Here is a 12,347-nt window from a genome sequence, read left to right on the forward strand (position 1 = left end):
CTGGGGGCCCTGTGGTGCGGCTCGGGTTGCCCATGAAGTCCCTTCTGGCCGCGTTGTGTGGGTGGTCGGGGTGGGTCTGATCGCGGTGTTCTGGCTGTGACCGTTTGCCGCTGGTGGGGGTTTGTTGACTGGTTGACCTGCTGATTTCCTGGTTTTGTCGGTGTTCGAACGTATGATCGATGGCATGCAGGGTGGGGTGTCGGTCGGTTCCTGGCTCGCGGGTATGCCCGCCGGGCCAGTCCTCGGTGCTGTCCTGTCCGCCCTGGACATGAACGCGGTGTCCGATGACTTCGTCGTCGATGTGCTGCAAGCCTGTGGGCGGCAGCGTGCGCATGTCGAAGGGCTGTACACCGCGGCGGTCGCCACGGTGGTGCAACGTGGTTCGGTGGTGGGGTCGGAGCAGTACGCCTCTGATGAAGTACGCGCCGCGTTGACCTTGTCTCGCAACCGGGCGCGAACCGAGTGCGATTTCGCCCAGGTCCTGTGTCTGGAGCTGCCGGCGGTGCACGCGGCGATGGTGGCGGGGCTGATCGACCGGGACCGGGCGATGGTGTTCACCCATCACCTCGCGGGTTTGCCTGAAGACTTGATCGCCGCGGTGATCGCGCGAGTGTTGCCGGTGGCGCCGGGGTTGACGACCGGGCAGTTGCGGGCCCGAATCCTGAAGCTGATCATCACCGTGGAGCCGGACCGGGCCGAAGACCAGTACGAGCAAGCCCTGGCCGACCGGATGGTGGTGGGCTACCTCGACTCAGCGGGCACCGCCACGGTCACCGCCACCGGCCTACCACCCGATGAAGCGGCGGCGGCGACCGAGCGGATCGCGAAGCTGGCGGCCGATGCGAAACGCGCGGGGCATCGCGGGCGGATCGATCAGCTACGCGCCGACATCTTCCTACGCCTGCTCGATGGGAGGTTCCATCACCTCACCCGCGCTCAGATGATCGCCGCGCTGCTGGCCGAAACCTCACCGCCGAGTCCTACCAGCGAACCGGCCGACACCGAGTCGGCCGACGCCGACCCGGCCGAGCTTGAGTCGGTTGGCATTGACTTCGGCATTGAGGAGCCGGTGGAGGCTGTTGCCGAAGTGGGGCGGGTGTCGGGGATCGAGGTGCGGGCCCGGCTCGACACCCTCGCCGGACTCAACAACCTCCCCGGTGAACTCCCGGGCTGGGGCCCGATCCTCGGATCGGTCGCCCGACGCGCCACGGCCCGCCAACACAGTGGTCAGTGGCGGTGGGTGGTCACCGATGCCGATGGCTATCTGATCGCCGAAGGCATCACCCACCGCCGACCCACCACCGGCCCGCCCGGCTACCGCGCCGAAGGCGGGATCGTGGAACTTGCGATCCCCGCCACCACGCTCGCCCAGCTGACCAAAGACCCGCCCCGGGCGTGGGCGAAGGTGATCGCTGACATCGCCACCCAATACCGGCAAGCCCGCGAGCGGGACCCGGTAGAGAGGTTGGATGCTCAGCCGGGTCGGCGACATCCAGCGAGCGCGCTGCGGCGATACACCCAGATTCGGGACCGCACCTGCACCGCACCAGGCTGCCGCCGATCAGCGGTGCAGTCCGAACTCGACCACACCCACGACATCCAACACGGCGGACCCACCACCAGCACCAACCTGGCACCCGCCTGCGCACACGATCACGGGCTCAAACACCGAGGAGGCTGGACAGTCACCCAGCCCAAACCCGGCCACTTCCGCTGGAAAAGCCCCCTCGGACGCACCTACCCCACCCAAGGAGAACCCATCACCGACCCAGACCCGCCCCCGTTCTAGGGAGCGTCTGGTGGATCATGTGAGCCAGATGAGCAGGGAGCTGCGAGCTGGGGTGCTCCAAGGTAGTTGCGGGCGTGTCGGTCGTGGCGGGTGGCGAATCCTCGTCAGTGTTTGAGCTGGCAGAAGCCGTGTTCGACGGTGTCGCGGCAGCGGTAGCGGGTTTTGTCGAACCCGGCCGGGCGGTCTTCTCGTGAGCCGCGGCGGTGTCGTTGACATTCCCTGTGCCGCAGCGAACAACGGAGCCCAGGTCCCCCGTGCCGTGCTTCCACGCGATCGCCTCGATCACCTGCCGATGATCACACCACCGTCCACCGCGTCGAGGAACACGCTCCGGAAGCCGCGGCTCCAACCACGCCCACTCCTCATCCGACAAAACCCGACGCACAGCCACAAACACCATCCCGGCGAACAACCCGACCAAGATCCGTCAGACATTCCCTAGGAGGCCCTTCGCCGAGCCGTACTTGTAAGATAGTACTCACTTCTATAGTCTCCCGATTGTGACGCTGCTGTCAGAGGTCGATCGGGCTGAGCTCGACGAGTTCCGAACTGGGTTCCGGAGCTGGTTGAACGCGCACGGAGACGAGCTGGAGCCGGTGCGGTCGTTACCTCGTGAGCTGGATGCGCAGTTCGCGGTGCAGCGTCGGTTTCAACGGCAGTTGTTCGACGCCGGCTGGCTGCGACGGGGGTGGCCGGAGGCGGCCGGTGGGCTTGGCGGGTCCGTGGTGGCGCGCGGAGCGCTCGCCGAGGAGCTCACCGTCGCCGGTTACACGTTCCCGCTCGCGGTCAGCATGATCGAGGTTCTCGGGCCGGCCGTGCTGAAGTTCGGGTCGCCGGAGCTGGTCGCCGAGATGTTCCCCAGGTTGCTGTCCGGCGAGGAGTTCTGGTGCCAGGGTTTCTCCGAGCCGGAGGCGGGCAGCGACCTCGGTTCGCTGCGTACCCGGGCGGTCGACGAGGGTGAGCACTGGCGGGTCAGCGGGCAGAAGATCTGGACCAGCTGGGCCCAGTACGCCCAGCGTTGTGTGCTGTTGACCCGCACCGGGGAGCAGGCCGAGGGCTTCCGAGGGGTGACCGCGCTGTTCGTCGACATGGACTCGCCGGGCGTCACCGTGCGGCCGTTGCGCGCGATGAGCGGTGACGAGGAGTTCTCCGAGGTGTTCTTCGACGACGTGCTGGTGCCGAAGTCCCGCACGGTCGGGCAGGTCGGCGGCGGCGTATCGGTCACCATGTGTGTGCTGGAGAACGAACGCTCGGTGCTTGCCTGGCAGCGCCAGACCTGGTTGAACAAGCGCCTGGAGGACCTGGTCGCGGAGAACGAGCTCACCGCGTCGGCCCGGGTCGGTGACGTGTTCACCTCGTTGTACGCGTTGAAGCTGCGCACGCGGGAGACGTTCCGTTCGGTGGTCGCGGGGCAGTCGGTCGGGGCGCAGTCCTCGGTCGACAAGATCCTGCTGAGCACGGGTGAGAAGGCGCTGTTCGACGCGGTGCACGACCTGGCGACCGACCAGCTGCTGCTCGACGACAGCGCGACCGCCACCCAGTGGCGCTACGACTACGCCTACTCGCGAGCGTCCTCGATCTACGGAGGCACCGCCGAGGTGCAGCGCAACATCCTGGCCGAGCGGGTGCTGGGTCTGCCGAGGGAGCGGTCATGAGCGGGCTGGATCCCGATGAGCTGAAGCTGCTCGAAGAAACAATGGCCAAGGTGCTCGAATCCTCCGACCGGCTCGACATGGCCCGGCTCGACGAGCTGGGCTGGTTCGAGCTGTGGCGGGACCAGCCCGCCGAGGCCGCGCGTGCGTTGTTCGGCCAGCAGGGCAGGCTCGCGCGGACGTCCCCGGTGCTCAGCGTGCTGATGGGTGCCGCGCTGCTCGGCGACCCGGCCGCGCCGCCGGTCTTGCTGCCCGAATTCAACGCCTTCGCCGCCGGCTGGTGCAGCACCCGATCCACCGACGGCGCGCTCACCGCGCTCGCCCAGGCCGACGCGCTCGCCGACGACGGTCAGGCGCTGTTCGTCGCGGGCTGCCCGAGCGGGGACAACGCCCAGCTGCTGCGGGTGGAGGTCGCGGCGCTGCGGCGCACGCCGGTCGACGGGTTGGACCCGGCTCTGCGACTGTGCGCGGTGGATGTCTCGGCCGCGGTGCGTTCCGGGACGCCGTTGATGTCCGGCACGGAGCTCTCCACCGCTTGGGCCCAGGCGCTGGCTCTGGGCCGTCGGCTGCTCGCCGAGGAGATGGTCGGTGTGGTCGCCGAACAGCTGCGGCTCGCGGTGGAGCATGCGACCAGCCGCTCGCAGTTCGGCCGGCCGATCGGGTCGTTCCAGGCGGTCAAGCACAAGCTCGCCGAGGTGTACGTCGCGTTGTCGGTCGCCCGGCTCGCGGCCGACGAGGCCTGGCTGGACCCGGCACCGACGACGTGCCTGATGGCGAAGGTGCTGGCCGGGGTCGCGGTCGAGACGGCCAGCCAGCACTGCCAGCAGGTGCTCGGCGGCATCGGCTTCACCTGGGAACACCCGTTCCACCACTACCTCCGGCGCGGCCGGCTGCTGGCCGCGCTGCTCGGTTCCCGGGCCCAGCTCGCCGCGAGCGTGGGTTCCGACATCCTTGACGCACGCAGGACCCCGGTGCTGGCCCCGCTCTAGCGCCCCCACCCACCACGGATCACAAAGGGGTAATCCACATGTCGGAACTGCTGTTGCTGCAGGCCGCCCGGCTCAAAGGCCGGTTGAGCGCCGAAGCGGCGTCGGCGAGCGCCGGGATCCCGGCCGACGACGCCCAAGCCGGGCTGGAGTCGCTCGTCGCCGCCGGTCACGTGAAGGCGGCTGGCACTGCGTTCCGGCTCACCCCGGAGGGCCGCGAACGGCTCGCCGCGCTGCTCGGCGACGAGCGCGACGGCGTCGACCAGGAGGCCCTCGACGCTGCGTACCACCAGTTCGACGACGTCAACAACGAGCTGAAGTCCATCGTCACCGCGTGGCAGATGAAGGACGACGACACCCCGAACGACCACTCCGACTCCGAGTACGACCTCGCCGTCGTCGACCGGCTGTACGAGCTGGACGAGCAGTTCGCGCCGCTGCTGGCCACGATGATCGAGCTGGCGCCCCGGCTCGCGCCCTACCGCGACCGGTTCGCCGGTGCCGTGGCGAAACTGCGCGAGGGCGACCATTCGTACGTCGCACGCCCGATCACCGACAGCTACCACACGGTGTGGTTCGAGCTGCACGAAGAGCTGATCGGCCTGCTCGGCCGCGTCCGCGTCGACGAGGCCAAGGCCGGCCGCGCCTAACCACCTCTCCCAGGACAACGGAGTTCTCTGTGATGACGCTGCTGTGGATGGGCGAGCACGACGAGCTGGACCGCGAGCTGGTCGGCGGTAAGGCGTACAGCCTCAACCGGATGATCAGTGCGGGACTGCCGGTGCCGCCGGCGTTCGTGCTGACCACCGAGGTGTGCCGGCGATTCAACGCCGAGGGCGCGACGCTCGCCGACGACGTCATCGGCGAGGTCCGCCAGGCGATGCGCCTGCTGCAGGACAGGACCGGCAAACAGTTCAGCGGCCTCGACCGCCCGTTGCTCGTCTCGGTGCGCTCCGGCGCGGCGCGCAGCATGCCGGGAATGATGGACACCGTCCTCAACCTCGGCATCAACACCCAGGTCGAGAACGCACTCGCCGAGCTGACCGGCGACGAGGCCTATGCCGCCGACACCCACCGCAGGTTTGCCGAGCAGTTCCGCAAGGTCGTCGGGCACCCGCCGTCGGACGACCCGTGGGAGCAGCTGCTCGCCGCGATCAGCGCGGTCTTCCGGTCCTGGAACTCCCCGCGCGCCACCTCCTACCGGCGCTTCCACGGCATCGACGACGACGGCGGCACCGCGGTCACCGTGCAGGCCATGGTGTTCGGCAACCTGGACGACGACTCCGGGACCGGCGTGCTGTTCACCCGCAACCCGCTGACCGGTGACCGGGCGCCCTACGGCGAGTGGCTGCCCCGCGGCCAGGGCGAGGACGTCGTGTCCGGGCGCCATGATCCGCTGCAGCTCGTCGACCTCGCACTGCACCAGCCGCGCATCCACGAGCAGCTCATGGAGGCGGCGGACAAGCTGGAGACGACCGGCAAGGACGTGCAGGACATCGAGTTCACCGTCGAGTCCGGCGCGCTGTGGATGCTGCAGAGCCGGTCGGCGAAACGCTCACCGGACGCCGCGATCCGGCTCGCGGTGTCGCTGCACGACGACGGCATCCTCACCGAGGACGAGGCGCTCGCCATGGTGTCCCCCGAGCAGGTCTCGGCCGTGACGAAGCCGCGGATCGCACCGGAGGCGCGCGCCGCGGCCACGGTGCTGCTGCGCGGCGAACCGGCCTGCCCCGGCACCGCGAGCGGCCGGGTCGTCCTGGACGTCGAGGAAGCCGAAGACCTGGCCGACGAGGGCACGGACGTGATCCTCGCCCGTCCGACGACCGACCCGGACGACGTGTCCGGGATGATCGCCTCGGTCGCCGTCCTCACCGAGATCGGCGGCTCGACCTCGCACGCCGCCGTGGTGAGCCGCGAACTGGGCAAACCGTGTGTCGTCGGCATCGGCGTCGGCACCCTGAGCGACCTCGCCGGGCGTGAGGTCACGGTCGACGGCTCCACCGGCGAGGTCTTCGACGGAGTACTGGAGATAGCGGCCGGCTCCGAGTCGGACAACCCCGCACTGGCCACGCTCGCCGGCTGGGCCCGCGCCCGCGCCGGGGACGTCGACGGCCCACTGCCCACCGTCTTCGAAGCAGCCAGAGGGGCCAACCGATGATCATCCCCGAGGACGACCAGTTCCACCTCGGCTCGACCGACCCGTACTGGAACGAGAGCGCCTGGTTCGGCTTCACCGTGCCGGACCGCGACCTGACCGGCTGGGTCTACTTCTACCACCGGCCCAACATGCGCTACTCGGTCGGCGGCATCGCCCTGTGGGACCCGAGCGGCGAGAACCAGATCGACTGCCTGTACTACGACTGGGGCAACACCGTCCCGCTGCCGCCGGATGCGGACATGTTCGACTTCAGCCTGGACAACGGCCTGACCGTCGCCTGCCGTAAGCCGCTGCAGTCGTTCAAGCTGGACTTCGCCGGCGACGGCTGCACGCTCGACCTCACCTGGGACGCACTGCACGAGCCTCGGTCGGCGGGCAAAGCCGAGGCGACCACGATGCCCGGCGGCGCCGCGGAGTGGGGCAAGGGCCACTACAACCAGGCCGGGCACATCTACGGCTCGCTGACCCTGCGCGGCGAGGACATCCCGGTCGACTGCCTGTACCTGCGCGACCACTCGTGGGGGCCGCGCAGATTCGGCGCCAACCCGCGCGGCGACTTCGCCTCGGTGGTCGCCTCGGAACGCAGCGCCTTCTGCGTGCTCGCCGCGACCGACCTACCCCGCGAAACCGACCCGTGCGTCGGGGTCGCCGACCCGGTCGCGTTCGGCTGGTACATGCGCGACGGTGAGACGAGCAGGCTGGTCTCCGCGCACCGCACGGTCACCTCCCGCGACGCGGGTGGCAGGCCCCTGGAGATCGTCGTCGACGGCACCGACGAGCTGGGCCGCACGCTGCACGCCGTCGGCCGCACCCGTAACGCGTTGCGCTGGAACGGCTACGCGTTCCTCTACATGTTCTGGTGCATGACCGAATGGGAGTTCGACGGCGAGACCGCGATCGGCGAGGAGCAGGACTACTTCCCGATCCAGCAGGCCCGCCGCTTCCTGCGCGCACTGGCATAACCGGAGAGTCACCTGGATGGACCAACGTCGTTCTCCTCTACAACAGGCCACTGGCCTCAACGTCGAGGAGGACCGCGGGTGCGGTGTGGTGTGCGGGTGGGCTCGGTGGTTGCCGGGCTCGCGGTTCTGCTGTGTACGAGCGGCATTGTCGTAGCGGTACCTGAGGCTCACGCCCAGGGCAATGATCTCCCGGGCATTCCGGCGATCCCCGGGCCGCCGCCGCTGCCCGGAGTGACCGGGCCGCGGCTGCCGGCGAACGACCTGGAGGTCATGGCCGGAGCGATCCCGCCGTCGCGGCTGCCGGACATGAAACCGGCCGCGATGATCCCGGCGCCGGAACTGAAGCCGGTGCCACGCGCCGAGTGCGGCGGGGACTCCCACCCGCTCGACGGCGTGCAGGGGCGGGTCACGGCCGCGGAGATGAACTCCTCGGGCTCGGACGAAGGCTGGACCTGTAACGCCACGAAGGTCAGCCATCACGTGACGCCGGGCGGCTTCCGGGTGTGGCGCTACTCCGACCGCCAGGGCCACACCTGCGCGTACTACGACACCTCGTTCACCGCGCCCGCCAACATCGTCAGCCTCGGCGCCGGCCCCTCGCTCGGCGTCGTCGTGCTGGACATGGCGGACCCCGCCCATCCGGTGCAGACGACGGTGTTGCGGACACTGGCGATGCTCGAGCCGCACGAGTCGCTGAACCTGAACACCGAACGTGGCCTGCTCGCCGCCGCGGTGGGCAACGCCGCGACGACGCCCGGCACCATCGCGATCTACGACGTGAGCCAGGACTGCCGCCACCCGGTGCTGCAGTCGCAGCTGCCGCTGGTCAACGGGCACGAGAGCGGTTTCAGCCCGGACGGCAACACGTTCTGGGTGGGCGGCGCGGTCGGCTACATCTACGCGATCGACGTCCGCAACCCGCGCGCGCCGCACGAGGTCTGGCGTGGCGCGTACTACTCCCACGGCCTGAGCCTCTCCGAGGACGGCAACACGCTGTACCAGACCGATCCGATCAACGGCAACGTCGGCATCCTCGACGTCAGCCAGGTGCAGGCGCGCACGCCGCATCCGCGGGTGCACGACGTCAGCCGCATGACCTGGTCCACGGTGTCGATCCCGCAGAACACGGTCGAGTTCACCAGCAAGGGGCGCCACTACCTGTTGGAGTTCGACGAGTTCGCGTTCCGGTTCAACCCGGCGACGGTGCAGGACAAGGCGGGTGCGGCGCGGATCATCGACATCGACGACCCCGCGTCCCCGAGGATCGTGTCGGACCTGCGGCTCGAGGTGAACATGCGTGACGAGCACCGGGCCGCCGCCGGCGACCCGACCCCGGTGCCGCCCGCGCAGGTGCTGGGCTACGGCGCGCATTACTGCGCGCTGCCGCGTCCCGACGACCCTGAGATCGTCGCCTGCTCCTTCCTCAACTCCGGGCTGCGCGTGTTCAACATCAGCGACCCGGCGAAGCCCCGCGAGGTCGCGTACTTCATCGCGCCGCCCAGGGCCGGCACGGCCGCGGGTCTACTGCCGGGGAACGCCGCGTTCGCGCAGCCCGCGTTCGACCCGGACCGTCGCGAGGTCTGGTACACCGACGCCGGATCGGGGTTCTACGCGTTGAGGCTCTCCGCCGACGCCTGGCCGCAATGAGACGGGCCTCGCTGCTGGTGCTCGCCGTGGCCGCGCTCGTCGGTGCGTTCGTCGTCGGCCGTGTCACCTCGCCGTCCGCACCCGCGCCCAGCCCGGTGGACATCGGGTTCAGCCAGGACATGGCGGTGCACCATCAGCAGGCCGTGCTCATGTCGACCCTGGCCGGAACACGATCCGGGCCCGGTGTGAAGGCGTTCGCCGACTCGATCCTGTCCAGCCAGTCGCAGGAGCTCGGTGTCCTGCGCGGCTGGCTGCAGCTGTGGGGTCAGCCGGCGGAGTCCATGACGCCCATGCTGTGGATGTCGCCCCAGGGGCACGCCGGCATGCACCACCCGATGCCGATGCCCGCGGACGGCGTGATGCCCGGCATGGCGTCACCGGATGAACTCACCAGCCTGTGGACGAAAACCGGTAGGGACTTCGACGTGTCGTTCCTGCAGCTGATGATCCGCCACCACCAGGGCGGCGTCGAGATGGCCCGGTACGGCGCCGCGCACGCGACGCTGGGCACCACCCGTCAGGCGGCCGAGGCGATGGCCTACCAGCAGACCGAGGAGATCGGGCAGATGCAGGCGGTGCTGGCGACCTACGGTGCCGCGCCACTGCCATTCCCCACGAGGTAATTGCGGTCCGCGTCCCGGTAGGCGACGGTGTCGTTCATGACGTCCGAGATCGACACCGACGCGACCGCGTTCTTCCACAAGATCATGCCGTTCACGAGGACCCTCGGGATTCGGGTGCTGGTCAACACCCCCGAGCAGGTCCGCGCCCGGCTCGACTGGTCAGCGGAGCTGTGCACCACCGGGGGCGTGCTGCACGGCGGCGCGCTGATGTCACTCGCCGACAGCACCGGCGCGGCGTGCGCGTTCCTCAACCTGCCGGAGGGTGCGAAAGCCACGACCACGGTGGAGTCGAAGACCAACTTCCTGCGCGCCGCCGGGCAGGGGCACGTCGATGCGGTGTCCACGCCGCTGCACGTCGGCCGGACGCTGATCGTCGTCGAGACCTCCGTCCTGGACGCGCGGGAGAAGCTGGTCGTGAAGGTCACCCAGTCCCAGCTGGTGCTCAGGCCGAGCTAGTCGCGTGCACCTGGCCGTTCCGCAGGGCCACGGTGACGGTCAGGGGCGTGTCGGCGTCGGTTCGGTGGCGTGCCACCTCCTCGGCGACCGGGACGGCCAGCTCGGTGCGCAGGACCCGGCGCAGTCCGCGCGCGCCGTACACCGGGTCGAAACCGCGTTCCGCCAGCAGCGCCACGACCTGCTCGGACACCTCCACCGACACCGAACGCCTGCGCATCCGCCCGATCAGCAGCTCCACCTCCAGCGCGGTGATCCGGGCACAGGCCGGCCGATCCAGCTCACTGAACTGGACGGTCTCGTCTATCCGGTTGAGGAACTCCGGATCGAAGAAGCCGCGCAGCGCCTTGTCGACAGCGGACTTCGTGCCACGGGTCGTGAGTCGGCCGGTCACCCGGTCCAACGGGACCACCCGATCCAGCGCGCGACGCCAGCCCGAACCCCTGCGCCGCGCCAGTTCGGCACTGCCCAGGTTCGAGGTCAGGAAGACGTAGCTGTTGCGGAACGAGATGGTCTGCTGGCCGCTCGCCAGCCGCAACATGCCGCTGTCCAGCACCTGCAGCAGCGCACGCAGGACCGTCGGATGGGCCTTCTCCACCTCGTCGAACAGCACGATCCCCGGTGTGTACGGATCGCCCTCCACCGTGGTGCGGTCGAACAGCGTGAACGCCTCCTTGCTGCCCGCGTACCCGGGCGGTGCGCCACTGAACGACGCCGCATAGTGCTCCTGCGCGAGCGAGTTCATGTCGATGCGGCACAGGTCGTCCGGCCCGGACCGCAGCTCGGCGGCGAGCCTGCGGACCAGCTCGGTCTTGCCCACCCCGGTCGGCCCGACGAGTAGCAGGTTCGCCAACGGCCGGCTCGGGTCGTGCGCGCCCGCGCGGGCCAGCACCAGCGCCCGCATGACCGCGTCGATCGCCGGATCCTGCCCGATCACCCGGGACCGCAGCCGCTGCGCGACCGCGTCCCGGGTGACGGTGTTCACCGTGCGATTCTGCTCGTGGAACATGTCCGTCAGGTAGGGCACTTACGCCTCGCGCGTCGCTTCGACGGGCAGGTTGCCGACCTGGCAGTCCGCGACACCCACGGTGCTGCGGGTGATCGCCTCGACGTTCTCCTGCGTCTTGCGCGCGTCGGTCACCCAGCTCTTGTAGAAGTCGAACGGGCAGTCCGCGACGCCCTTGTCGCCGTCGCCCGCCGCGTGCACACCGCTGTAGCCGCGGTGCAGCAGCTTGAACAGGTGGTTCTGCGACTGGTCGTTGTGCCGGGCGTCGCGGATCGCGGAGATCGACAGCTGCGCGAACTGGATGCCGTACTCCTCCTCGCCGGTCTCACCGAGCGTGCGGCCGTCGAAACCGATGACCGACGAGTGTCCGAAGTAGGAGTACACGCCGTCGAAACCGGCCGCGTTCGCCACCGCGACGTAGCAGTTGTTCGCCCAGGCCATCGCCTTGGCGATGAGCACCTGCTGGTCCTTCGCCGGGTACATGTAGCCCTGGCAGCGCACGATCAGCTCGGCGCCCTTCATCGAGCAGTCCCGCCAGATCTCCGGGTAGTTGCCGTCGTCGCAGATGATCAACGAGATCTTCATGCCCTTCGGGCCGTCGGTGACGTAGGTGTTCTCGCCCGGGTACCAGCCCTCGATCGGACACCACGGCATGATCTTGCGGTACTTCTGCACGATCTCGCCCTGGTCGTTGATCAGCACCAGCGTGTTGTACGGCGGCTTGTTCGGGTGGTCCTCGTGCTGCTCGCCGGTGATCGAGAAGACGCCCCAGGTCCTGGCCTTGCGGCAGGCCTCGGAGAAGATGTGCGTCTCCTCGCCGGGCACGGTCGCGGCCGTCGCGTACATCTCGTCGTTGTCGTACATGATCCCCTGGGTCGAGTACTCGGGGAACACCACGAGGTCCATGCCGGGCAGGCCGGACTTCATGCCGACCACCATGTCGGCGATCTTGCGAGCGTTGTCGAGCACCTCGGCCTTGGTGTGCAGCCGAGGCATCTTGTAGTTGACCACCGCGACGCCGACGGTGTCCGGGCTGGAAGAGATGTCGCCGTGCCTCATCAGTTCTCCTTC

Annotated in this window: 11 protein-coding genes; 9 read left to right on the forward strand and 2 right to left on the reverse strand. The window is 69.2% G+C overall.

Going from position 1 to position 12,347, the window contains the following annotated elements:
* Positions 1–184 precede the first annotated feature (184 nt).
* From G406_RS54390 to G406_RS0122080, 9 genes are all read left to right on the forward strand, one after another.
* Positions 185–1,789, forward strand: a complete 1,605-nt coding sequence (locus tag G406_RS54390; protein ID WP_169736763.1) for an HNH endonuclease signature motif containing protein — start codon at positions 185–187, stop codon at positions 1,787–1,789.
* A gap of 500 nt (positions 1,790–2,289) precedes the next feature.
* Positions 2,290–3,444, forward strand: a complete 1,155-nt coding sequence (locus G406_RS0122045; RefSeq protein WP_037077916.1) for an acyl-CoA dehydrogenase family protein — start codon at positions 2,290–2,292, stop codon at positions 3,442–3,444.
* Positions 3,441–4,430, forward strand: a complete 990-nt coding sequence (locus tag G406_RS58460; RefSeq protein ID WP_051342498.1) for an acyl-CoA dehydrogenase family protein — start codon at positions 3,441–3,443, stop codon at positions 4,428–4,430. The genes G406_RS0122045 and G406_RS58460 overlap by 4 nt, the downstream gene beginning before the upstream one ends.
* Positions 4,431–4,468: 38 nt before the next feature.
* A complete protein-coding gene (locus tag G406_RS0122055) occupies positions 4,469–5,077 on the forward strand; it encodes a hypothetical protein (RefSeq protein WP_051342499.1) in 609 nt (202 codons plus the stop codon).
* 32 nt (positions 5,078–5,109) lie between these two features.
* The gene (locus G406_RS0122060; protein WP_028935462.1) at positions 5,110–6,585 is read left to right on the forward strand and encodes a pyruvate, phosphate dikinase; all 1,476 of its coding nucleotides are present in this window, start codon (positions 5,110–5,112) and stop codon (positions 6,583–6,585) included.
* Entirely contained in the window at positions 6,582–7,547 is a 966-nt protein-coding gene (locus G406_RS0122065) for a DUF7065 domain-containing protein (protein ID WP_028935463.1), read from the forward strand. Before G406_RS0122060 ends, G406_RS0122065 begins: the two co-directional genes overlap by 4 nt.
* Before the next feature lie 78 nt (positions 7,548–7,625).
* Positions 7,626–9,194 (forward strand): LVIVD repeat-containing protein, encoded by a 1,569-nt coding sequence (locus G406_RS48900; RefSeq protein WP_156935076.1) that lies wholly within the window; start codon positions 7,626–7,628, stop codon positions 9,192–9,194.
* Complete coding sequence (locus G406_RS48905; protein WP_051342501.1) at positions 9,191–9,817, forward strand: DUF305 domain-containing protein; 627 nt, start codon at positions 9,191–9,193, stop codon at positions 9,815–9,817. The genes G406_RS48900 and G406_RS48905 overlap by 4 nt, the downstream gene beginning before the upstream one ends.
* 36 nt (positions 9,818–9,853) lie before the next feature.
* Positions 9,854–10,273, forward strand: a complete 420-nt coding sequence (locus G406_RS0122080; RefSeq protein WP_028935464.1) for a PaaI family thioesterase — start codon at positions 9,854–9,856, stop codon at positions 10,271–10,273.
* Here the strand turns inward: G406_RS0122080 and G406_RS0122085 are convergent.
* Positions 10,260–11,255 (reverse strand): AAA family ATPase, encoded by a 996-nt coding sequence (locus G406_RS0122085; protein ID WP_245607188.1) that lies wholly within the window; start codon positions 11,253–11,255, stop codon positions 10,260–10,262. The two genes, G406_RS0122080 and G406_RS0122085, sit on opposite strands and share 14 nt — an antisense overlap.
* Positions 11,256–11,297: 42 nt before the next feature.
* Positions 11,298–12,335 carry an aliphatic amidase gene (locus tag G406_RS0122090; protein WP_028935466.1) on the reverse strand — a complete coding sequence of 346 codons (1,038 nt, stop codon included), beginning with the start codon at positions 12,333–12,335 and terminating at the stop codon, positions 11,298–11,300.
* Positions 12,336–12,347 lie beyond the last annotated feature (12 nt).

Origin of the sequence: Actinospineispora spinosispora DSM 44797 (assembly GCF_000429025.1) — a bacterium.
GTDB lineage: Bacteria > Actinomycetota > Actinomycetes > Mycobacteriales > Pseudonocardiaceae > Pseudonocardia > Pseudonocardia spinosispora.